Here is a 21,950-nt window from a genome sequence, read left to right on the forward strand (position 1 = left end):
TCCCGCTCACCCTGAGCTTGTCGAAGGGTAGCCACGATGCCAGCCCCACGGTTGGGTGAGCCTAGTGGCTGTGCTTCGACAGGCTCAGCATGAGCGGGTTTTGATGCGGGATGCCGAGCAGGAGGCCTCCGTCCTACCCCCGCAACATCTCAAGCAACTGTGCTTCCAGCCACTTGCGGGCATGGGGTTCCACGTAAGCATGGCTCGCCCCGGCGCAGCGGCGCACTTCGCCGTTGGTCCCATCCCAGCGCGCGACAAATTCCTGCCCGGTCCGGTCGTTGTCAGCGATCAGGATGACATAGGGCTTGGTCGCGGCATCAAGGCCTTCGGCGATTTCCGCGTAGAGCGTTCCGGCGGGTTTGGACCTGGCAAGCGAAGCCTTCAAGCCACGGAAAAGAGACGAGATATTGACGCCGCCACGCAGCAGCCGGAGCACTTGCGCCGGATCGCGCAACCGGCTGGCATAGCGCGCCCGGATGGCATCTGGCGGGGGCAGGTCCTGCCCGCCGGTGTCGTCATCGTAGGTCCACGGATTGGACAGCACCAGCGCATCGCACATATCGCCGCGCATCAGCATCAGGGCGCTGGCAGCATCGCAATTGCCGAAGGCGACGACCCGCTGCACCTGCGGGCACTCGCTGCGGAAGGCCGCGAGCGCGGCGAGAATATCCTCGCGGCTACCGCGAAAACCGTCGTTCTCGCCGCTGCTGTCCCCCAAGCCGCGCCTGTCGAAGCGGAACACAGGGAAACCTTGTGCGGCCAGCCTCGCAGCAAACCGCGCCTGCCCGGCAAAAGCCCCGCTTCGCAGTTCGTTGCCGCCGCTGACGATCAGGAGGCCGCTGCTTGCCGCTCCTTCATCAAGCGTGCCGATCAGGGTCTCGCCCTCGCAGGCAAAGGACAAGTGGCGGCGGCTCATCCGATCCGCTCCCGCACTATCCGCGCCAGCGCCTCGGTCTGCGCGGGATCGTGATCCGGCTCGGCGCGCAGCCAGAGGCCGGGGCCACCCAGTTCGGCTTGCGCGATTTCGGCGGAACCCGGAGCGAGTTCGGCCTTTTCCAGTTCGCTGATGAGTGCCGCGCCGAGCGAGTAGCCCGCCAGCACCAGACCCCCGCGCTTGCCCTGATCGAGCAGTGCCTCGCGTGAACTTTCCAGCCCCGCCTCGCGGTCGGCGATCACTCGTGCACGCAGAAGGGCGCGCAGTACGCTTGCTCCCGCGACGGGCGCATAGTGCAGGCACGGCAAGCCCTCCGGCGCGCACAATGCTCCCGCACGAACGGTCAGCAAATGGGTTGCGGCGAAATGCGCCGCCGCCGCCGCCATCGCCGCGCGCCATGAAGCAAGTGTCTGGATTTGAAGGTCAGCGAGGCTCTCGTTTGTCCCCGGCAAGTCCGGCAGCAGGCAATCGACCCCCGCCGCATCGAGCGATCGCATCGTCTCCACGGTGAAATGCCGCAGCTTGTTCGCTTCATCGAACAGCGCCGGAACGATCAGCAGCCGCAGCGCGCGCCCGCTGTCGAGGCGCACCGCATATTCGTCTGCACCGGGGGGATTGGGCCAGGTGCCCGGCAGCATTGCCGGTCAGGCGCCGCTGCGCTTGGCGACGAGGAAGGCGAGCAGGCCGCCGTAGGTCTCCAGCATTTCGCCGTCGACATCGTCGTCCTCGATCACCACGTCGAGCCTGTCCTCGATCTCGGTCAGCAGCCCTGCCACCGCCATCGAATCGAGTTCGGGCAGGTGGCCGAACAGGCCGGACTCGCCGTCCAGCTCCGCCACGCGCTCCGCCGAAAGGCCCAGCACGTCGCTGAGCACCTGCCGCAGCACGAGATCGGTTTCGGTCTCGGTATCGAATGGGACGGGAAGATTGCTCGCCATAGGATTGCCGCCCTAGACAGTGTGCAGGCGGCTGACAAGTTGCCGCGCCGACGCCTTGGCGATGGCGGGCCAGTTGCCGGGATAGAGGGCACGGTACATGTCCAGACGGTAACGCGGGCGCACCTCCTCCATCCAGTCGCGCTTGTAGGGATCGTCCCCGGTGCCGAAGTCGACCGTCGACACCTTGTCGCGATCGATCACTTGCTCGAATAGCGCCGCGCTCAGCGTGGTGCCGGGGGAAAGCGGTTTCGAAGCTTCGGTATGCGCCAGCTTGTGGATGAAGGCGGTGCCATTCTCCACGGTCCAGAACTGCGCGGCGACGGGTTCGCCATCGGCGCGGGCCACGGCCAGCCGCAGGCGACCGGCGCGGCCTTCCACCTCGGCGAAGCGGCGCAGGAAAGCGGGCGAACCTTCTTCCGGCTTCCAGCTCTGGGCATAGATCGCTTCGTAGGCGGCCCAGCTTTCGGGGTTGAACTGCGTTTCGAGCGTGACCTGCACTTTCTTGCCCTTGCGTTTGAGAGTGGTGCGCAAGGGGCCGGGGCGGCTCGCCATGTACTCGGCATAGCTGCGCCCGTTTAGGTGCAGGACGTGGTTGACGTCGGACTGGAAGCGGAAGACGGTCCATCCGCCCTTGCGGAAGGCGGAAGCGAGGCGAGTGGTTTCGCCATTTTCGTCGGGCAGCTTGTCCAGCACGATGTGCGGTGCCTGTCCCGCCAGATCGGCGGCCAGCGCGTTCAGCAATGCATCGCCGTCAGCTTCAGGCGAGACAATCGGGCGGAGAGTGAAGTTGTACCAGTTGGCCAGCCCCACCATGCTCCGCTTCACCCGGTAGAAGGGCAGGGCAGCGCGCTGATCGCCTTGCCGGGCAACCGCGATCACCGGAAACATGCCGCACTCTTCCACCAGCCCCTGCCACCAATCCAGCCGGTCGAACGGCGTCATGGCAGCAGGTGCGGATAGCAGCGCGGCGAGCGGGGCATCGCCTTGCACTTCCTTAAGATCATCGTGATAACCGACCGCGATCAATAGCCTGTTTTCCGTCCTCTGGAGCCCTTGTGTCCACCACGCCCGATCCCGTACCGCGCCCGCTCGACCATCTCGCCCTGTGCGGGGCGGATGACGACGCGGCGCTGGTCCTGCGCGGGGAGACGCTTAGCTGGAACACTTTAAGAAGCCGTGTCGCACGGCTGGCGGCATGGCTCGCGCGACGGGTGCCCGAGAAGGGGGCGCGGGTGGCGACATGGGCGGCGAAGGGCGAATTGACCTGCCTGATGCCGCTCGCCGCTGCGCGCGCGGGGCTGGTGCATGTTCCGGTCAATCCGCTGCTCAAGCGGGCGCAGGTGCAGCATATCCTCCACGATTGCGGCGCCAGCCTGTTTATCGCGAACGCCGCGCGGCTTTCCGCGCTGGAGGCGGGCGATGTGCCGGATGGCTGTGCGGTGTGGGAAGAGGCGGCGCTCTATTCGGAGCTGGAGGGTCTCGACGGGGCGCTGGAACCATCGCAATCCGATCCACAGCAACTGGCAGCGATCCTCTACACGAGCGGCTCCACCGGGCGGCCCAAGGGGGTGATGCTGAGCCATGCGAACCTCTGGCTCGGCGCTGTGAGCGTGGCGCATTATCTTGGTCTGGCGCGCGAGGATGTGACGCTGGCGGTGCTGCCGCTCAGTTTTGACTACGGCCAGAACCAGTTGCTTTCCACCTGGTATGCGGGCGGAAGCGTGGTGCCGCTCGATTACCTGACCCCGCGCGATGTCATCAAGGCCTGCGCGCGGCACGGCGTCACTACGTTGGCCGCGGTGCCGCCGCTGTGGCTGCAACTGGTCGAGCAGGAATGGCCCGCCGATGCCGTCATGCCGTTGCGCCGCCTCACCAACAGCGGCGGGGCTTTGACCTTGGAACTGGTGCGCGACCTGCGCACACTGTTCCCGCAGGCACGGCTGTTCCCGATGTACGGGCTGACCGAGGCCTTCCGTTCGACCTTTCTCGATCCAGCGCTGGTGGACACGCATCCTACCTCGATGGGCAAGGCGATTCCCTTTGCCGAAATCCTTGTCGTCGACAGCGAGGGGCAACCTGCCGACGAAGGTGAACTGGTCCATTGCGGCCCGCTGGTCGCGCAGGGCTACTGGCAGGATGCCGAGCGGACCGCACAACGGTTCCGCCCTGCGCCTGCTGCTTCCAGCTATGGCGGCATGGCCGTCTGGTCGGGTGACACGGTGCGCCGCGATGCCGAGGGCCTGCTCTATTTCGTCGGGCGCGACGATGCGATGATAAAGAGCGCGGGAAACCGCATCAGCCCGCAGGAAGTGGAGGACGCGGCAGTCTCTACCGGCTTTGCCGAGGAAGCGGTGGCCTATGGCGTGGCGGACGAGCGGTTGGGGCAGGCGATCCATCTGGTGGTGCGCGGGCGGGGCGACGAGGAATCGCTGCGCGCGGCATTGAAGCGCGAACTGCCCAATTTCATGCAGCCCGCCGCGATCCGCTGGGTGGAGGCAATGCCGCTCAATCCCAACGGCAAGATTGACCGGGCCAAGCTGAAGGAAGACGCCGCATGAAGCCGCTCGGCCCCATTCCACCCTATTTCGCGGTGAAAGACGGCGAACTCGCCATCGGCGGGCGCAAGGCCAGCGCGCTGGTGAAGGAGGCGGGCGATACGCCGCTGTTCGTCTATTCGCGCGAGGCGATCACCCGCCGTGTCCGCGAACTGCGGGCCGCCATGCCCGAACGCTTGCGCCTGCATTATGCCATGAAGGCAAACCCTTACCCACCACTCCTCGAATTCATGGCAGATCTTGTCGACGGGCTGGACATCGCGTCGGGCGGCGAACTGGAGCAGGCGCGCAAGGCCGGGTATCTGCCGCGCGAGATCAGCTTTGCCGGGCCGGGCAAACGCGACGCGGAACTGCTCGCAGCAATCCGCGCCGGGGTGACGCTGAATTGCGAATCCGAAGGCGAGGCAGAGCGGACGCTCGCTTTCGGCAAAGCGCTCGGCATTGCCCCGCGCATGGCGATCCGGGTCAATCCCTCGTTCGAACTGCGGGGATCGGGAATGAAGATGGGCGGCGGGGCCAAGCCGTTCGGCGTGGATGAGGAGCGGGTGCCTGACCTCGCGCGGCGGCTGGTGGATGGGGGCGCGGACTGGCGCGGGTTCCATATCTACACCGGCAGTCAGGCGCTTGATGCGCACGCGATTGTCGAGACGCAGGCCAATGTCCTCAGCCTCGCGGCACGGCTCGGCGAGGAATCGGGCGTAGCGGTGCCGCACCTAAACATGGGCGGCGGGTTCGGCATTCCCTATTTCGACCGGGATGTGCCGCTGGACCTTCACGCAGTCGGCGCGGCAATGGGCGAACGCTTCGCCGATCTTCCGCCAACCCTGCGCGAGACGCATTTCGCCATCGAACTGGGTCGCTATCTGGTGGGCGAGGCGGGGGTCTACCTGACCCGAATCCTCGACCGCAAGGTAAGCCACGGGGTGACCTATCTCGTCACCGATGGCGGGCTGCACCACCAGTTGGCCGCTTCGGGCAATTTCGGCACGGTCGTTCGCCGCAACTATCCCGTTGCGATTGCCAACAGGTTCGATGCAGCACCGGAAGAAGAGGCCAATGTGGTAGGTTGCCTCTGCACCCCGCTGGATCGCCTAGCCGATCAGGCCCACCTGCCGCGCGCCGAAGTTGGCGATATTGTCGCGGTTTTCTGTGCGGGGGCCTACGGAGCCAGCGCCAGTCCGGCGGCTTTCCTTGGCCAGGGTGCGGCGCGCGAAATGCTCGTTTAACGCCTTCGCAAGCCTGCGTCCCAATGCGGGACAGCGCCCGAAAAGTCCCGCTTTCCAGCGCTTTTACCCTCCAAGGCTAACGCAATGTTCACCCTTTTTGGCGAGAAGCCGGGGCTGGATCCAGAGCGCAATGCGTGCGCGGCAGATGAGGCCGCGTCAGCTGACCGCCATAGCACTTCTAAGGACGCATTCGATGCGAACGACATTCACGGCAAAAGCCCTCTCCAAAGCTATCGCCGCGACCACCGGCCTCGCGCTAGCCCTGACCGGCTGCGCGACCGGCTCCACCGGCAACCAGCTCGAACCGGCCCGCTTTGTCTCGATGCAGGAAGGCCCGGGCGAGGAATATGTGATCGGCCCGCTCGACAAGCTGACCATCCATGTCTGGCGCAACGACGAGCTTGGCGCCGAGGTGCAGGTGCGCCCCGATGGCCGCATCACCACACCGCTGGTCGCGGACATGCCCGCTGTCGGCAAGACCCCGACGATGCTTTCGGAAGATATCCGCCTCCAGCTCTCGCAATATATCGAAGAACCCATCGTAACGGTGATCGTCAACGAATTTGCCGGAACCTTCAGCCAGCAGGTGCGGGTTGTCGGGGCGACGGCAGAGCCTGCCTCGATCCCCTTCCGCGCCAATATGACCCTGCTCGATGCGATGATCTCGGTCGGCGGCCTCAGCGAATATGCGGCGGGCAACCGCGCGCGGCTGATCCGCTTCGATCGGGAAAGCGGCGACCAGCGCGAATACGATCTGCGGCTGACCGACCTGTTGCGGCGCGGCGACAGCGAAGCAAACGTGATGCTGATGCCGGGCGATGTCATCATCATCCCTGAGAGCATGTTCTGAGGGAGTTGGCAGCTTGAACCAGCTTCTGGAGGAATTGCGCGCAGGGCTATGGGCCGTCTGGAACCGCCGCTGGCTGGCGCTGGGCATTGCCTGGGCTGTCTGCCTGCTTGGCTGGCTGGTCGTGGCGCTGATTCCCAACAGCTACGAGAGCGAAGCGCGCATCTTCGTGCAGCTGGACGATGTGCTGGCCGAACAGATCGGCATCGCCGCCAATGCCCGCGAACGCGATATCGACCGCCTCCGCCAGACACTGGTGAGCTCGGTCAACCTCGAGAAAGTCGTCCGTTCCACCCGCATCGGGGACGCCGTTTCGACGCCTGCCGAGATGGAAGCTGCCATCGCGGAGCTGGAGAAGGACATCAAGGTCGTCGGAGAAGGTGACAACATCTTCGAAATCACCGCGCAGAGCGGTAGAGGCAACCTGTCCGACAGCGAAAACGCGCAACTGGCGCAGACCATCGCCCAGAGCATGATCGACATCTTCCGCGAGGAGAACCTTGGCGGATCGCGCGGGGAAGTGGAGGATTCGATCGAGTTCCTCAACCAGCAGCTCGCCCAGCGCGAAGAGGAACTTGCTGCGGCCGAGGAACGCCGTCTGGCTTTCGAAGCGCAGAACCCTGATCTGGTCGGCGGCGCGCAGACCATTGCCGCACAAATGAGCGCCAGCCGCGCCGAACTGCGCAGTGTCGAAGCCGATCTCGCGGCTGCGCAAAGCGCGCTCGCTGCGATCGAGGGGCAGCTTGCCGCCACTCCGCGTACGCTCTCCATGCCGGGCGGCGGCGGCGCGCCGAGCACTCTGGCGCAGGCCGAAGCCAACCTCGCCGCCATGCGTGCGCGCGGGCTGACCAGTGAACATCCCGATGTCGTCGCCGCCAGCCGCACAGTTGCAGCCCTGCGCGAGCGTAGCGCCGGTTCGGGCGGCGGAGGCGGGGGCGGAATGCCCAATCCGGCATACTCCTCGCTCCAGTCGATGCAGGTCGAACGCCAGTCCAACGTGATGAGCCTGCAATCGCGCGCTGCCGCCTTGCGCTCCGAAATCGCCTCGATCAACGCCAGCGCTGCGCGCGAGCCGGGTGCCGCTGCCGAAGCCACCCGGATCAGCCGCGACTATGAAGTGCTGCGCGAGCGCTATGACGAATTGCTCCAGGACCGCGAGGAATTGCGCCTGCGCGGGCAGGTGGCGAATGAACGCAGCGCGGTGCAGTTCGAAGTGGTCGATCCGCCCACCACCCCGCGCGTCCCCGCCGCGCCCAACCGGGCGCTGCTGCTGTTCGGCGTGCTGGTGCTGGGCGTCGGCGCCGGGGCAGGGATAGCCTTCACGCTGAGCAAGCTCGGCTCCACATTCGCCACCGCCAGCCAGCTGGAGCGGACCTTCGGCCTCCCCGTCATCGGCACCATAAGCCACACCTTCACCGAGGCCGGGCGAGAGCTGCGGCGCAAGCGGTTCAAGTATTTCGCTGCCGGGCTGGGCGGACTGGGCTTGCTGTTCGTCGTGCTGCTGGGCGTCAACATCATCCAGCTTGGCAACATGGCGTGAGGGGAACGGACATGACCGAGCATCGCAAGATCCCCACGCCGCCCAAATCGCTGTTCGAGCGGGCCGAAGGCTTTTTCGGCCTCGGCGGTGATTTCACCCCCGCGCCGGTGCCACGCAAGCTGTCCGATCCGGTCAACCGCCGACGGGTGAAGAAGCCCGCGCCGGAGCCCGAAGTGTCGCTGGCGCAGGCCGCTGCGAATGCGATGCCTCCGCGCGTGGATGGTCCCGTCGCAGTGGCCGCTCCCGCGTCGGCTCCTCTGCCGGAGCCGGTCTACGAAGATGTCGAATTCTCCGGCGTGGTCCACAAGCTCGATCGCGCCGCGCTCGCCACCCACGGGCTGATCCAGCCCGAGGGCCAGGTCACCGCGCTGCTGGAGGAATTCCGCATCGTGAAGCGGCAGGTGCTAGCCTCGGTCCGCAAGGCGCGGGAGGCCGGTTCCGGCGCGCTGGCGCAGCGGGTGCTGGTCTGTTCGCCGCATCCCAACGAAGGCAAGAGCTTCTGCGCGGTCAATCTGGCGCTGGCGATGGCGGCGGAGAAGGACAGCGAAGTGCTGCTGGTCGATGCCGATTTCGCCAAGCCTTCGGTGCTGGCCATGCTTGGCCTGCCGCGCGGACCGGGGTTCATGGACGTGCTGGCGCGCGACGATATCCGCGTCGAGGATTGCGTGATGGCGACCGACGTGGCGGGGCTGTTCGTCCTTCCGGCGGGCAACCACACCACGGCGGACAGCGAATATCTCTCCAGCACCCGCACCGCCGAAGTGCTCGACCGGCTGACCCGCGCCGCACCCAACCGCATCATCATCTTCGATTCCCCACCGGCGCTGGCGGCCTCGCCCGCGGCCGAGCTGGCAAACCATGTCGGTCAGGCGATCGTCGTCGCCCGCGCGGACCGGACCGGGCAGAGCGCGCTGGAAGACGCGCTGACGCTGCTCTCGTCCTGTCCCGATCTCAAGCTGCTGCTGAACGCGGCGCATTTCAGCCCCAGCGGGCGCCAGTTCGGTGTCTACTACGGGCAGGAGGCATAGTCCTTATGCGTGTCACCCTCACTACCCTGCTGGCGGTGGCATTGCTGCCAGGCGCAGCGCTGGCGCAGGAGCGCGAGGAAGGCGGCGAGCAATCGCGCAGTTCGGATCGCGGCATCGAAATTGCGCCCTATATCGAGGCCGGGCAGGTCGTCACCGCCGAGCTTTCGCCGGGTGACGATGTCGTCACATACACCCGCGTGGCAGCGGGCGTAGATGCGGGGTTCGGCAGCCGCTATTCACAGGGCGCGGTTTCGCTGCGGTATGAACGGAGGATCGGTTATGACGACGATGTTGCCGATACCGATACTTTCTCCGGCATCGCCCGCACTTCGCTGGCCGTCGCCGGACCGGCTCTGACGCTGGAAGCGGGGGCGCTCGCCTCGCGCACCCGTGTCGAGGGCAATGGCGGCACCTCCATCGGCGGCTTCGGCGGCAACGATGATTCGACCAGCCAAGTCTATTCGGTCTACGCCGGGCCCGCGTTCCAGACCGAAGTGGGCGTGGCCGAAGTCACCGGGGCCTACCAGTTCGGATATACCCGCGTGGAATCGCCCGATGCCGTATTCGCCGCGCCGGGAGCCGAGCCGGTAGACATTTTCGACGATGCGACCACCCATCTCGCCGCCGTGCGCGCCGGGATCGCGCCAGACACCGTGCTGCCCGTCGGGCTGGGCGTGGGAGCGGGGTGGAACCGGCAGGACGTGTCCAACCTCGATCAGCGCATCGATGATCGCCACGTGCGCGCCGATGTCACCGTGCCGGTATCCCCCAATGTCGCGCTGGTGGGCGGAGTGGGCTACGAGGATGTGGAGATTTCCAGCCGCGATGCGCTGCGCGATGCCGATGGCGATCCGGTGATCGGCCCCGATGGGCGGCTGGTGACCGACCGTTCACAGCCGCGCCAGATCGCCTACGAAACCGATGGCCTGATCTGGGATGTCGGCGTGATGTGGCGGCCCAGCAGCCGCACCTCGCTGTCCGCCACGGTGGGGCGCCGCTACGGGTCGATGACCTACTACGGCAACCTCTCCTATGCCCCAAACGCCAACTCCTCGCTCAGCGTGTCGGTCTATGACAACATCAACAGCTTCGGCGGCCAGGTGATTGGCGCGCTGGGCGATCTGGGCACCGATTTCGATGCCTTCCGCAACCCGGTGACGGGTGACCTGGGCGGCTGCGTGCTCGGCACCGAGGGCGACAATTGCGCGCTCGCGCGGCTCGGCTCGATCCGTTCGGGCGTGTTCCGCAGCCGGGGCGTGTCGCTTGGCTACGGATCGAGCAGCGGGCGCACTTCCTACGGGATCGGCGCAGGCTATGATCGCCGTACCTTCATCGCCGGGGAAAACACCGTGCTCGCCGGGATCGACGGCGTGGCGGACGAAAACTACTGGCTCGCCGCCTACGCCTCGCGCCAGCTTGACCGGCAGTCGCAGCTCTCGGTCGGCGGATCGGCCAACCTGTTCGACAGCGGGCTGGACAATTCCGGCACCAATGTCGGCTACAGCATGACCGCCGCTTACGACCGCAATTTCATCGCCGGGCTGACCGGCACCGCCGCCGTGGGGCTTGATGGCATCACCCGCGAAGACCTGCCCGATTACCAGGCCGCATCGGCGCTGCTTGGCCTGCGCTACACCTTCTGACGGGCACGAAGAGGAAAAGACATGTTCGACAATTTCTACGGCCTGACCGGCAAGCCTTTCCAGCTTACCCCCGATCCGGAATTCTATTTCCGTTCGATCACGCACAGGAAGGCGCTGTCGTACCTCGGCTACGGGCTGGCGCAGGGGGAAGGCTTCATCGTCATCACCGGCGAGATCGGCTCGGGCAAGTCAACGCTGGTTGCGCACATGATGGAAAGCCTCGATTCGCGGCAGGTCACGGTGGCGCAGATCGTCACCAGCAAGCTGGACGAGAGCGAGATCGTCCACGTTGTCGCGGCCTCGATGGGGCTCGATGTCGAAGGGCATGACAAGGCCACCGCGCTGACCGAGATCGAGGGCTTCCTCCACGAGGAGGCGCGCGCCGGCCGCCGCTGCCTGCTGGTGGTGGACGAATCGCAGAACCTTTCGGTCGCCGCGCTCGAGGAACTGCGGATGTTCTCCAACTTCCAGCTCGGCAGCCATCCGCTGTTGCAGACGCTGCTGCTGGGTCAGCCCGAATTCCGCGGCACCTTGCAGAACGATCCGGGGCTGGAGCAATTGCGCCAGCGGGTAATTGCCGCGCATCATCTCGAGCCGATGCAGAAGAGCGAGATCGAGCCCTACATCATCCACCGGTTGCAAAAGGTCGGCTGGGAAGGCAACCCGGCCTTCGACCAGCGGGTGTTCGCCGAACTGTTCGAAGCCTCGGGCGGCATTCCGCGCCGGGTCAACCAGATCGCCAACCGCCTGCTGCTGCTGGGCGCGGTGGAGGAACGCAACCGGATCGATGCCGCCATGCTGCAATCGGTGCTGGCCGAAATGGAAGCCGAACGCGCTTTCCCCGAAGCCGCACCTTCCGCGATGAAGCAGAAGGCGCCCGAGTTCGAACCGGTCAAGGCCATGCCCACCACCCCGCGCGTCGATATCGAAATGTTCGAAAGCGCGCTGGCCGAACGCGACCTGCAGATTGCCGAATTGCAGCAGGCCGTGGTCGAACTGGCCAATTCGGCCGATGAAAAGACTGCCGCCGCGGTGAAACCCGAAATCGAAGTTATGCGCGAACAGATCGCGCTGGTTGAGGCGCGCTGCTTCGAACAGGAACGCTCGATCCGGCAGACGCTGACCATGCTGATCGAGTGGATCGAAGGCGAAATGGATTCGAGCAAGGCCGCCTGACCGGCGGTATTGAGAGTCGGATCGGGGAGTATTGCGCGGTGAATGCCATCGCTTTTGACAGCGAAGAACCGGCCGCGCCCGCACCGGTCGTCAACGGCCTCTCGGTCGATGTCGAAGACTGGTTCCAGGTCGGCGCGTTCGAGGACGTGATCGAACGGGGCAGCTGGGGCACGCTTGATGATCGCGTGGAACGCAATGTCCACGCGATCCTCGACCTGTTCGATGCCGCCAATGCCAGCGCGACCTTCTTCACGCTGGGATGGGTCGCGGCGCGGCACGGATCGCTGCTGCGCGAGATTGCGCGGCGCGGGCACGAAGTCGCCAGCCACGGCTGGGACCATGAACGGGTGTTCCGAATGGACCGGGCGACCTTCGGCAAGGATATCGAGCGCACCCGCAAGACAATCGAGGATTGCTGTGGGGTGCGGGTGACCGGCTATCGCGCGCCGAGTTTCTCGATCGACCAGCGCACACCCTGGGCCTTCATGGAACTGGCCGAACAGGGCTATCTCTACTCCTCCAGCGTGGCGCCGATCCGCCACGATCATTACGGCTGGGCCGACGCGCCGCGCTTCGCCTTCCATCCCTTGCCGTGGCACAGCCTGATCGAACTGCCAGTCACCACCGCCCAATTCCGCGGCAAGCGGCTGGCGGCTGGCGGCGGCGGGTTCTTCCGGGTGCTGCCCTATGCCTTCAGCCGCTGGGCGATCCGGCAGGTCAACCGCGACGAGGGGCGCCCGGCGATCTTCTATTTCCACCCGTGGGAGATCGACCCCGGCCAGCCGCGCGTGGCGGGAGCACCGCTGCGGTCGCGCCTGCGGCATTACACCAATCTGTATGTGATGGCAGACAAGCTGCGCCAGTTGATCGGCGATTTTGCCTGGGGCCGGATCGATCTGATCGCGCACCGCGAGAGCGCGCGGATCGCGGCGGAGAAGGCGGAGGCGGATCTGGTCGGCGCGCGTTCGCTGGCTGGTGGTATCGGGGGATGAACGCGCCTTTCGCCCCGATGCGGATAACGGCGCGCGAAGCGGTGCGGGCGGTGGATGTGCGCCAGCCGGATGAAGCGGGGCGGATCGAAGGGTTTGTCGCCGATCATGGCGGCTCGGTGTTCCATCGCCCCGCGTGGCTGCGCGCGGTCGAAACGGGCACCGGGCAGAAAGCGCGGGGATTGCTGGCGGAACGCGGCGGGGCGATAACCGGCTGGCTGCCGCTGACCGAAGTGCATTCGCCGGTGTTCGGGCGGATGCTCGCCTCCAGCGGCTTTGCGGTTGAGGGCGGGGTGCTGGGGGAGGGCACTGCGACTGCCGAAATGCTGTGCGCTGCGGCATGCGACTACGCGCTGCGCCTGTCCTGCCCCACGGTGGAATTGCGCGGCGGCGCGGCGGGAGCAGGCTGGCGGGTGCGGACAGACAGCCACTGCGGCTTTGTGCAGCCACTGGCGGGTGACGACAAGGCGCAGCTCACCGCGATCCCGCGCAAGCAGCGCGCCGAGGTGCGCCGCTCGCTGACCTTCGATCTGGATGTTACGGTGGGCCGCGATGCCGCTGACCGGGCGGCGCATTATTCCGTCTATGCCGAAAGCGTGCGCAATCTCGGCACCCCGGTGTTTCCGCGCAGCCTGTTCGATGCCGTGCTCGACAGTCTCGATGCCGATATTCTCACCGTCCGCCATCAGGGGGTGCCGGTGGCGAGCGTGCTCTCGTTCTATCATGCAGGCGCGGTGATGCCCTACTGGGGCGGGGGAACCGCCGCCGCCCGGCCGCTGCGCGCCAACGACCGGATGTATTACGAGCTGATGCTCCACGCCCGGCGGCGGGGTTGTGATCGCTTCGATTTCGGCCGCAGCAAGACCGGCAGCGGAGCTTGGAGCTTCAAGAAGAACTGGGGTTTCGAACCGCAGCCGCTCTCCTACGCTAGTTGGACTGCACCCGGCCATGAGGCGCGCGATGCCGATCCGACCAGCGAGAAGCATCAGGCGCGGATTGCCCTGTGGAAACGCCTGCCGCTTCCCGTTGCTAACAGGCTCGGCCCGATAATCGCGCGGGGGCTGGGGTGAAAGGTGATATCCTCTTCCTCGCCCACCGCCTGCCGTTTCCCCCGGACCGTGGCGACAAGATCCGTTCGCATCATGTGCTGAAGGCGCTGGCTGAGCTTGCGCCTGTGCATGTCGGGTGCCTTGCCGAAAGCGAGTGGGATTCTGCCCACGGGCACGAACTGGCGGCGATAGCGGCCAGCCATTGCCTGCCGCTGCGCTCCAAGCCGTTGGCGCTGGCAGGGGTCGAAGCGATGCTGCGGCGCGAGCCGGTGAGCCTTGCCGCGTTTCGATCAATCGGACTGCACAACTGGGTCCGCCGGACTCTGGCCGAACAGAATATCGGCGCGATCTATGTGTTCTCCGGGCAGATGGGGCAATATGTTCCAGTTGAACCAACTGTGCGCCTCGTCGTGGACCTGGTGGACGTCGATTCGGCCAAGTTCGAGGCCTATGCGGAGGGCAAATCCACCCCGCGCGCATGGATCGACGCGCGCGAGGGACGGTTGCTGCGGCAGGTCGAGGCGGACCTCATTGCCCGCGCCGATACCACGCTGCTGGTGAGCGAGGCCGAAGCTGCGATGCTGCGCTCGCGCGTTTCGGGTAAGCATGATATTCGTGCGCTAGGCAACGGAATAGACTGCACTTTCTTTGACCCTGCAAAGGTGAAGTCGCACCCCGCGCTGGCCGAACCCGGCCCGCACCTCGTCTTCACCGGGCAGATGGATTACGCCCCCAATGTCGCCGCCGTGCAGCGGATGGCGCAAGCAGTCATGCCCGAGGTGCGCCACTTTCTGCCCACCGCCCGCTTCCACATTGTTGGCCGCGCGCCATCGCGCGAAGTGCTTGCTCTGCATGGGTTAAATGGCACCAGCGTGGTCGGCGAAGTGCCCGACACCCGCCCCTGGCTGGCCGGTGCGGACATTGTCGTCGCTCCCCTCACCATCGCTCGCGGAGTGCAGAACAAGGTGCTCGAAGCGATGGCCATGGCGCGGCCGGTGGTCGTTTCCCCCGATGCCGCCACCGGGATCGACGCGCGGAGCAACGGGCACTTCGTCATTGCTCGCAATGATGCTGCCTTTGTGACTGATATTGTGCGATTGTCTCAGGACTCTGCCACCGCCAAGGAACTCGGAGAAGAGGCCCGCCGCTTCGTCCTCGACACGATGAGCTGGCCCGCGATGCTGGCCGATCTGCCCGCCCTGATGGGCATGGGCGAAAGTGCGAAGCGCGATGCGGCTTGACGTCATCACCCCCCACCGCGCCCCGCTGACCGACCGGATCACCGCCCACTGGCGCGTGCCGCTGGCGCAACTGGCACTGGCGTGGGGAGCCATTTTCGTCCTGTTTTCAGCGGACTGGGCCGAAATGGTGCTGCTCTGGTGGGACAGTTCGACCTACAATCACGTGCTGCTGGTGCCCTTCATCCTCGGCTGGCTGGTCTGGCAACGCGCCGGAGAACTGGCCAAGCTGACCCCGCGCGCATGGTGGCCGGGACTGGTGCCGCTGGCTGGCGCGCTGTTCGTCTGGCTGCTGGGTGACATTTCGGGGCTGAACACGGCAACGCACCTCGGCGCAGTGGCGGCGTTGCAGGCTGCCACGCTGACAGTGCTCGGACCCCGCGTTTGCTGGGCGTTAGTATTCCCAATAGGTTACGCCCTATTTCTCGTTCCCATTGGCGACGAGCTCGTTCCCGCGCTACAAATGATCACGGCGGACATCACCATCGCGCTGACCATAGCCAGCGGTATCCCTGCGCATATCGAAGGCGTCTTCATCGATACGCCTGCCGGTCTGTTCGAAGTGGCGGAGGCTTGTTCGGGAGTGAAATTCCTCGTCGCGATGGTGACCCTGGGCGCGCTGATTTCGCACGTTTGCTTCCGCTCGTGGTGGCGGCGAGCAGGGTTCATGGCGCTGGCGGTGGCGGTGCCGATCCTCGCCAACGGCGTGCGCGCCTGGGGGACGATCTATATCGCCCAATCGCAGGGCATTGAGTTCGCTGCCGGATTCGATCACATCTTCTACGGCTGGATCTTCTTTGCGCTGGTGATGGCGCTGCTGCTCGCCATCGGGTGGAAATTCTTCGACCGGAAAGTGGAAGAGCCCTTCATCGAATCTGCCCGGATCGCCGCCATGCCGCTGTTCAACCGTTTCGAACGGCGCGCGGCGAAGAGCTGGCCCTTGTTCGCGGCAATTGTCAGCCTGTTGCTCGCCGTGCTTGCCTGGGCCGGTGCAGCACGGGCGCTGGAGGCCGATATCGCGGTGGACATTGCCCTGCCGCAGGTCGATGGCTGGACCCTCACCGAGGAGGTAAGTGCCTATCCATGGGACCCGCGCGTAGGCGGGGCGGACCGCGTACTGCGCGGCAGTTATCGCGACGGTGCGGGCAATGTCGTCGATGTCGTTTACGCACTCTACGCCGCGCAAGGTAACGGGCGTGAGGCCGGAGCATTCGGCGAAGGCGCGCTGCCGCCGGATACCGAATGGCGCTGGCTCTCCGCCAGCACCGCGCCCGACGGCATTGCAGGCGAACGCTTGCAGGCGCTCGGCACGCATCGCCGCGTCGCCGAAACCTGGTTCCGCACCGGGAACTGGACCGGGGGGAGCAACATGCGCCTCAAGCTCATTACCATGCAGGATCGACTGCTGCTCACCGCGCGGCCCACAGCGATGCTGATCCTCTCCGTCGAAGAACGCCCCGGCAGCGACCCGGCAGCAACTATCGCGCATTTCCGCTCCTCCACCGTCGATCTCGGCGAATGGATGGACCGCGCGGGCCGCGTGGATTAACGCGCCCCCATGTGCGGGATTGCGGGCATTTTCCATACGGGCACGATCAAGCCGGTTGATCCGCTGCGGGTCGAGCGGATGTGCGACGTACTGGCGCATCGCGGGCCGGATGGTTCAGGGGTGTGGAGCGCGCCCGGCGTGGCGCTGGGGCATCGGCGCCTGTCGATCATCGATCTCGCCGGATCGCCGCAGCCGATGCATTCGGTCGATGATCGCTACACCATTGTCTTCAATGGTGAGGTCTACAACTTCCGCGAATTGCGCCGCGAGCTGGAAGCGAGCGGAACCCAGTTTCGTACCGATGGCGATACCGAGGTAATCCTCGCCGCCTGGGCCCGCTGGGGGGAGGACTGCGTGCAGCACCTCCACGGGATGTTCGCCTTTGCGCTTTACGACCACGCGGAGCGGACGGTTTTCCTCGCGCGGGACCGGTTCGGGGTGAAGCCGCTGTTCATGGCCGAGCTGTCCGACGGTTCGCTGGCCTTCGCTTCCGAGCTGAAGGGCCTGCTCGCGCACCCATTGCTGCGGCGCGAAGCCGATCCGCTGGCAATCGAGGATTACATGACTTGGGGCTATGTCCCCGATCATCGCTCGATCCTGCGCGGGGTGAGGAAGCTGCCCGCCGCGCATACCCTGCTGCTCCGCCACGATACGCCGGTGCCCGAACCGCGCCGTTACTGGGATATCAGCTTCGAACGCCGCCATCCGGGCAAGGCGCGGGATCTTGAAGCCGAACTGCTGCACCATCTCCAGCAGGCGGTGGAAAGCCGGATGGTGGCCGATGTGCCGCTGGGGGCTTTCCTTTCGGGTGGCGTGGATTCGTCCACCGTAGTCGCCTTCATGGCGCAGTCGGGGCGGGGCAAGGTCAAGACCTGCTCGATCGGCTTCGATGTCGCGGCGGCGGACGAGACCACCTATGCCGAGCAGGTCGCCCGGCTGTTCGATACCGATCATCAGGCGCGCACCGTGTCTGCCGACCAGTTCGATGCCATCGACACGATTGCCGGCATGTTCGATGAGCCTTTCGCCGATGCCTCCGCCTTGCCGACATGGCGCGTTTGCCAGCTTGCGCGCGAGTCGGTGACGGTGGCGCTTTCGGGCGATGGCGCGGACGAGGCCTTTGCCGGCTACCGCCGCCAGGTGTTCCATGCGCACGAGGAGCGGCTACGCGGTTTCCTGCCCGCCGGGGTGCGGCGCGGGGTGCTGGGGCCGCTGGGTGAGGCTTTTCCCAAGCTCGACTGGGCCCCGCGCCCGCTGCGCGCAAAGTCCACGCTGCAGTCGCTCGCCGGATCGGGGGCAGAAGGCTATGCGCGGGCGCTTTCGGTGGTTCCGCCCGAAGTGCGGCTGGGGCTCTACGGCGCAGACCTCGCGGCGCAGATCAGCGGCTATCGGGCGGAGCGGCCACTGATCGAATTGATGGCCAATGCGCCTGGGCGCTCCGGCCTCGATGCGGCGCAATATGCCGATCTCACCTTCTGGATGCCCGGCGACATCCTCACCAAGATTGATCGGACCAGCATGGCGGTGAGCCTTGAGGCGCGCGAGCCGCTGCTCGATCACCGGCTGGTCGAATTCGCCGCGGCCTTGCCGGAAGGCCTGCGGGTGAAGCGCGGGCAGGGCAAGTGGCTGCTCAAGAAGTCGATGGAACGCTATCTGCCGCAAGACATCCTCTATCGCCCGAAGCAGGGCTTCGTCACCCCGATTGCGCAATGGTTGCGCGGGCCGCTTGCGGGCAAGGCGCGCGGGATTGCCAAGAGCGCGATGCTGGCGCGCACCGGCTGGTTCGACAACGCACGTCTCTCCGAGATTGCCGAGGCGCATATCGCGGGCCGATCCGACCATTCGCGGCTGTTGTGGCAACTGATCATGCTCGACCGCTCGCTCGCGCGGCTAGGCATCACCTAGCCCGCGCTCCCGTGCCCCCGCGCCATGTAATCGGCGCTCTGCATTTCCATCAGGCGGCTGACGGTGCGGGCGAATTCGAACGCACCGTCACCCTCCACATAGAGGTCTTCCGGCTCCGCAGCAGCGGTGGCGAACAGCTTCACCCCGTGTTCGTAGAGCGCATCGACCAGCTTGGTGAAGCGGATCGCCTCGTTGCGGTTTTCCGGCCCCATGCGCGGAATGCCGACCAGCACTACGGTGTGATAGGTGCGGGCAATCGCGAGGTAATCCGCCGCGCCGCGGTTCTCGCCGCATAGCCGCTTGAAGCTGAACACCGCGACGCCTTTGAGGCTCTTGGGCACGAACAGGGTTCGCCCGCCGCCCAGTGCCAGTTCGCCGGTAGGAACGTTGGCGGCATCCTCCGGCGCATAGTCGGTCAGACGGAAGAACGCTTCGCGCACCTGCGCGGTCGCTTCATCGCCGATCGGCGTGTGCCATGTGGCCAATCCGCGCAGCCGGTCTATCCGGTAATCGGTCGGGCCGTTCAGCGGCACCACGTCCATTTCGCGCTCCACCAGGTCGATGAAGGGCAGGAACAGCGAGCGGTTGAGCCCGTCCTTGTACAGATCGGCGGGGGGCCGGTTGCTGGTGGTCACCACCGTCACCCCTTCGTCCACCATCAGCGCGGTGAACAGGCGGGCCATGATCGCGGCATCGGCGGTGTTGTTGACCACCATCTCGTCAAAGGCGAGGCAGCGGACATCGGCGGCGATCCGTTTCGCCACGCGGGCAATCGGCCCTTCGGCCTCTTTCTCGCGCTCCTCGCGGATCAGGCCATCCACTTCGAGCATGAACTCGTGGAAATGCACCCGGCGCTTCTCGGCGATGTCCAGCGTGGCCACGAACAGGTCCATCAGCATCGACTTGCCGCGCCCGACGCCGCCCCACATGTAGACGCCCTGCGGACTGGCCTTCCGGCTGCCGAAGAACTGCGCCAGCAGGCCACCGGGCCGCTCTGCCTCCAGTTCCTTCTGCAACCGGTCCAGCCGAAGCACCGCCGCGCGCTGGTCGGCATCGGGCTGCAATTCCCCGGCGGCGACCAGCCGCTGGTACCGCGCGGCAAGCCCGCTCAGATCGCGCGCTCCACCTGCAACTTCTTGATCTCGGCAATCGCCCGCGCCGGATTGAGGCCCTTGGGGCAGACATTGGCGCAGTTCATGATGGTGTGGCAGCGGTAGAGCCGGAACGGGTCCTCCAGCGCATCGAGCCGCTCGCCGGTCATCTCGTCACGGCTGTCCGCAAGCCAGCGATAGGCCTGGAGCAGGATCGCCGGGCCCAGGAACTTGTCGCTGTTCCACCAGTAGCTGGGGCAGGCGGTCGAGCAGCAGGCGCACAGGATGCACTCGTAAAGCCCGTCGAGCTTCTCGCGCTGCTCCGGCGATTGCAGCCGCTCCTTGCCGCTCGGCGAGGTCGAGACGGTCTGCAGCCACGGGCGGATCGAGGCATATTGCGCGTAGAAGTGAGTGAAATCGGGCACCAGGTCCTTCACCACTTCCATGTGCGGCAGCGGAGTGATGCGGATATCGCCCTTCAGGTCCTCGATCGCGGTGGTGCAGGCGAGGCCGTTCTTGCCGTTCATGTTCATCGAACACGAACCGCAGATGCCTTCGCGGCACGAACGGCGGAAGGTCAGCGTCGGGTCGATCTCGTTCTTGATCTTGAACAGCGCGTCCAGCACCATCGGCCCGCAATTGTCGAGATCGACTTCGAAGGTATCGTAGCTGGGGTTCTTCCCGCTGTCCGGATCATAGCGATAGATGCGGAAACTCTTCACCCGCTTGGCGCCATCGGCCTTGTGCACCGCGCCGTCCTTGCGGATCGTGCTGTTCTTGGGGAGGGTGAAGGTTGCCATGATCTTATCCGGTCGTTTCAGCTTCGTCGGGCCTATCTAGCCATCGCGCGCGCAAGGGCAAGCCGGACCTTGGGGCGAAAGGCGACAATCTGCACGATTCCGCGAAGGTGATGCAGCGCCTCCGCGTCAGGAGACATGGACCGGGTGTTACACGGTTCAAGGCAGGAGAAATCCGGGGCCTCACGGGGCCACTCGCACGGTTACGGTAAAGAGGGCGGGTTCCGGTGAGCATTGCCATTCCCTAGTCCCCGAAAGAGCAAGTAGGAAAGGACCGGCATGGCCTGGCAAAAGGCGGCGATATTCGGCGCGAGCGGCGGCATCGGCGGCGCGCTGGTGCGGGCCTTGGCGGGGCAGGGCGTGGAGGTGCTGGCAGGATCGCGCAGCGGTTGCGCGCCAGACCTGCCCGGCGTCACTCCCTTCTCCTTCGACCTGACCGACGAGGACAGCATCGCCGCTGCGGTATCGGGTTGGCAGGGCGATCCGCCCGATCTGGTGATCGTGGCGAGCGGGGTTTTAACCTTGGCTGACGGCACGGGACCGGAACGCTCCCTGCGCCAGATCGACGGCGCAGCAATGGCGCAGATGTTCGCGCTCAACACCATCGGCCCCGCGCTGGTGGCCAAGCACGTCCTGCCGCTGCTCCCGCGCCACCGCCCGGCGACCTTCGCCGCGCTCTCCGCCCGCGTCGGCTCGACCGGCGACAACCGCGTGGGCGGCTGGCACTCCTACCGCGCGAGCAAGGCCGCGCTCAACATGCTGATCCGCAATTTCGCCATCGAACTGGGTCGGACGCACCGGCAGGGGGTGGTGGTCGGCCTGCATCCGGGGACAGTGGACACGAGGCTATCCGCGCCGTTCCAGGCGAACCTGCCGGAGGGGCAACTGACCGCGGCAGACGCGGCGGCGGCGAACCTGCTGGCAGTGCTGGCGGGGCTGGGGGTGACGGACAGCGGAGGGGTGTTCGACTGGCGGGGGGAGCGGGTGGCGGAGTAGGAGAACTCCTCCCCCCTTGAGGGGGGAGGTCGGGAGGGGGGTGTACGACGCGCGATTATCGGACGGCAGTACCCCACCCCCAACCCCTCCCCACGGGGAGGGGGGCAGGAGAGGGCGAACGCACCCCCCGGCACCACGTCCGAAACGGTTTCCCGGTATGCGCGGGCAGCCCGATGGTTGCGTCGGTGGGTAGTCTAGCCCCGCCAACTTGCAGCGCAAGCCGCTTGCGGGCACACACCACACCATGACCAACACGCTCTATTACGGTGACAACCTGCATGTGCTGCGCGAACATATTGCCAGCGAAAGCGTGGACCTGATCTATCTCGATCCGCCGTTCAACTCGAACGCCAATTACAACATCCTGTTCAAGTCCCCCGAAGGGCAGGATTCGGATGCGCAAATCGAGGCGTTCGAGGATACCTGGCACTGGAACGCCAGCGCGCGCA

General features: G+C 65.9%; 19 protein-coding genes and 1 pseudogene. 14 read left to right on the plus strand and 6 right to left on the minus strand.

Annotated elements, in window-relative coordinates; all coding sequences use genetic code 11:
- Positions 1 to 133: 133 nt before the first annotated feature.
- Genes JY451_13085 through JY451_13100 form a run of 4 tightly spaced genes read right to left on the minus strand, consistent with a single transcriptional unit; the run spans position 134 to position 2,814 of the window.
- Positions 134 to 916 (minus strand): hydrolase 1, exosortase A system-associated, encoded by a 783-nt coding sequence (locus tag JY451_13085; GenBank protein ID QZH74582.1) that lies wholly within the window; start codon positions 914 to 916, stop codon positions 134 to 136.
- A complete protein-coding gene (locus JY451_13090; protein ID QZH74583.1) occupies positions 913 to 1,572 on the minus strand; it encodes a hypothetical protein in 660 nt (219 codons plus the stop codon). The genes JY451_13085 and JY451_13090 overlap by 4 nt, the downstream gene beginning before the upstream one ends.
- 6 nt (positions 1,573 to 1,578) lie before the next feature.
- On the minus strand, positions 1,579 to 1,872 hold the full coding sequence (locus tag JY451_13095) for an acyl carrier protein (GenBank protein QZH74584.1): 294 nt from the start codon (positions 1,870 to 1,872) through the stop codon (positions 1,579 to 1,581).
- A gap of 12 nt (positions 1,873 to 1,884) precedes the next feature.
- A complete protein-coding gene (locus JY451_13100; GenBank protein QZH76728.1) occupies positions 1,885 to 2,814 on the minus strand; it encodes a GNAT family N-acetyltransferase in 930 nt (309 codons plus the stop codon).
- 113 nt (positions 2,815 to 2,927) lie between these two features.
- On the opposite strand from JY451_13100, the gene JY451_13105 reads away from it, so the two are divergent.
- The 12 genes from JY451_13105 to JY451_13160 all read left to right on the plus strand — a co-directional run bounded on the left by JY451_13105 (position 2,928) and on the right by JY451_13160 (position 18,617).
- Positions 2,928 to 4,430: an acyl-CoA ligase (AMP-forming), exosortase A system-associated gene (locus tag JY451_13105; GenBank protein QZH74585.1), complete on the plus strand. Its 1,503-nt coding sequence runs from the start codon at positions 2,928 to 2,930 to the stop codon at positions 4,428 to 4,430.
- Positions 4,427 to 5,653, plus strand: a complete 1,227-nt coding sequence (locus JY451_13110) for a pyridoxal-dependent decarboxylase, exosortase A system-associated (GenBank protein ID QZH74586.1) — start codon at positions 4,427 to 4,429, stop codon at positions 5,651 to 5,653. Before JY451_13105 ends, JY451_13110 begins: the two co-directional genes overlap by 4 nt.
- A gap of 193 nt (positions 5,654 to 5,846) precedes the next feature.
- Positions 5,847 to 6,503, plus strand: a complete 657-nt coding sequence (locus JY451_13115; protein QZH74587.1) for a polysaccharide export protein — start codon at positions 5,847 to 5,849, stop codon at positions 6,501 to 6,503.
- Between the two features lie 13 nt (positions 6,504 to 6,516).
- On the plus strand, positions 6,517 to 8,040 hold the full coding sequence (locus tag JY451_13120; protein QZH74588.1) for a chain-length determining protein: 1,524 nt from the start codon (positions 6,517 to 6,519) through the stop codon (positions 8,038 to 8,040).
- An 11-nt stretch (positions 8,041 to 8,051) separates the two neighbouring features.
- Positions 8,052 to 9,068, plus strand: a complete 1,017-nt coding sequence (locus JY451_13125; protein QZH74589.1) for a capsular biosynthesis protein — start codon at positions 8,052 to 8,054, stop codon at positions 9,066 to 9,068.
- 5 nt (positions 9,069 to 9,073) lie between these two features.
- The gene (locus JY451_13130; protein QZH74590.1) at positions 9,074 to 10,711 is read left to right on the plus strand and encodes a preprotein translocase subunit YajC; all 1,638 of its coding nucleotides are present in this window, start codon (positions 9,074 to 9,076) and stop codon (positions 10,709 to 10,711) included.
- Positions 10,712 to 10,732: 21 nt separating this feature from the next.
- The gene (locus JY451_13135; protein QZH74591.1) at positions 10,733 to 11,887 is read left to right on the plus strand and encodes an AAA family ATPase; all 1,155 of its coding nucleotides are present in this window, start codon (positions 10,733 to 10,735) and stop codon (positions 11,885 to 11,887) included.
- A gap of 47 nt (positions 11,888 to 11,934) precedes the next feature.
- Positions 11,935 to 12,879: a DUF3473 domain-containing protein gene (locus JY451_13140; protein QZH76729.1), complete on the plus strand. Its 945-nt coding sequence runs from the start codon at positions 11,935 to 11,937 to the stop codon at positions 12,877 to 12,879.
- Positions 12,876 to 13,946: a FemAB family PEP-CTERM system-associated protein gene (locus JY451_13145; GenBank protein QZH74592.1), complete on the plus strand. Its 1,071-nt coding sequence runs from the start codon at positions 12,876 to 12,878 to the stop codon at positions 13,944 to 13,946. The genes JY451_13140 and JY451_13145 overlap by 4 nt, the downstream gene beginning before the upstream one ends.
- Entirely contained in the window at positions 13,943 to 15,166 is a 1,224-nt protein-coding gene (locus JY451_13150) for a TIGR03087 family PEP-CTERM/XrtA system glycosyltransferase (protein QZH74593.1), read from the plus strand. Before JY451_13145 ends, JY451_13150 begins: the two co-directional genes overlap by 4 nt.
- A complete protein-coding gene (xrtA, locus tag JY451_13155; GenBank protein ID QZH74594.1) occupies positions 15,156 to 16,712 on the plus strand; it encodes an exosortase A in 1,557 nt (518 codons plus the stop codon). The genes JY451_13150 and xrtA overlap by 11 nt, the downstream gene beginning before the upstream one ends.
- 9 nt (positions 16,713 to 16,721) lie before the next feature.
- Complete coding sequence (locus JY451_13160) at positions 16,722 to 18,617, plus strand: amidotransferase 1, exosortase A system-associated (GenBank protein ID QZH74595.1); 1,896 nt, start codon at positions 16,722 to 16,724, stop codon at positions 18,615 to 18,617.
- On the opposite strand, the gene JY451_13165 is transcribed toward JY451_13160, so the two are convergent.
- Entirely contained in the window at positions 18,614 to 19,729 is a 1,116-nt protein-coding gene (locus JY451_13165; protein ID QZH76730.1) for an AFG1 family ATPase, read from the minus strand. The genes JY451_13160 and JY451_13165 overlap by 4 nt on opposite strands.
- Positions 19,726 to 20,508, minus strand: coding sequence for a succinate dehydrogenase iron-sulfur subunit (locus tag JY451_13170; GenBank protein QZH74596.1), 783 nt, complete (start codon positions 20,506 to 20,508; stop codon positions 19,726 to 19,728). The genes JY451_13165 and JY451_13170 overlap by 4 nt, the downstream gene beginning before the upstream one ends.
- A 276-nt stretch (positions 20,509 to 20,784) precedes the next feature.
- Between JY451_13170 and JY451_13175 the strand changes: the two genes are divergently transcribed.
- Together JY451_13175 and JY451_13180 are read left to right on the plus strand one after the other, a co-directional pair.
- Positions 20,785 to 21,501, plus strand: coding sequence for an SDR family NAD(P)-dependent oxidoreductase (locus tag JY451_13175; protein ID QZH74597.1), 717 nt, complete (start codon positions 20,785 to 20,787; stop codon positions 21,499 to 21,501).
- Between the two features lie 244 nt (positions 21,502 to 21,745).
- Positions 21,746 to 21,946 (plus strand): annotated as a pseudogene (locus JY451_13180) (site-specific DNA-methyltransferase).
- Positions 21,947 to 21,950: the final 4 nt, after the last annotated feature.

Source organism: Erythrobacter sp. (genome assembly GCA_019739335.1).
Classification (GTDB): domain Bacteria; phylum Pseudomonadota; class Alphaproteobacteria; order Sphingomonadales; family Sphingomonadaceae; genus Alteraurantiacibacter.

Bases quoted from the DNA above. Each gene is read 5' to 3' on its own strand.
- JY451_13085 (QZH74582.1), bottom strand. From the start codon at position 916: ATGAGCCGCCGCCACTTGTCCTTTGCCTGCGAGGGCGAGACCCTGATC.
- JY451_13090 (QZH74583.1), bottom strand. From the start codon at position 1,572: ATGCTGCCGGGCACCTGGCCCAATCCCCCCGGTGCAGACGAATATGCG.
- JY451_13095 (QZH74584.1), bottom strand. From the start codon at position 1,872: ATGGCGAGCAATCTTCCCGTCCCATTCGATACCGAGACCGAAACCGAT.
- JY451_13100 (QZH76728.1), bottom strand. From the start codon at position 2,814: ATGACGCCGTTCGACCGGCTGGATTGGTGGCAGGGGCTGGTGGAAGAG.
- JY451_13110 (QZH74586.1), top strand. From the start codon at position 4,427: ATGAAGCCGCTCGGCCCCATTCCACCCTATTTCGCGGTGAAAGACGGC.
- JY451_13115 (QZH74587.1), top strand. From the start codon at position 5,847: ATGCGAACGACATTCACGGCAAAAGCCCTCTCCAAAGCTATCGCCGCG.
- JY451_13125 (QZH74589.1), top strand. From the start codon at position 8,052: ATGACCGAGCATCGCAAGATCCCCACGCCGCCCAAATCGCTGTTCGAG.
- JY451_13130 (QZH74590.1), top strand. From the start codon at position 9,074: ATGCGTGTCACCCTCACTACCCTGCTGGCGGTGGCATTGCTGCCAGGC.
- JY451_13135 (QZH74591.1), top strand. From the start codon at position 10,733: ATGTTCGACAATTTCTACGGCCTGACCGGCAAGCCTTTCCAGCTTACC.
- JY451_13145 (QZH74592.1), top strand. From the start codon at position 12,876: ATGAACGCGCCTTTCGCCCCGATGCGGATAACGGCGCGCGAAGCGGTG.
- xrtA (QZH74594.1), top strand. From the start codon at position 15,156: ATGCGGCTTGACGTCATCACCCCCCACCGCGCCCCGCTGACCGACCGG.
- JY451_13160 (QZH74595.1), top strand. From the start codon at position 16,722: ATGTGCGGGATTGCGGGCATTTTCCATACGGGCACGATCAAGCCGGTT.
- JY451_13170 (QZH74596.1), bottom strand. From the start codon at position 20,508: ATGGCAACCTTCACCCTCCCCAAGAACAGCACGATCCGCAAGGACGGC.
- JY451_13175 (QZH74597.1), top strand. From the start codon at position 20,785: ATGGCCTGGCAAAAGGCGGCGATATTCGGCGCGAGCGGCGGCATCGGC.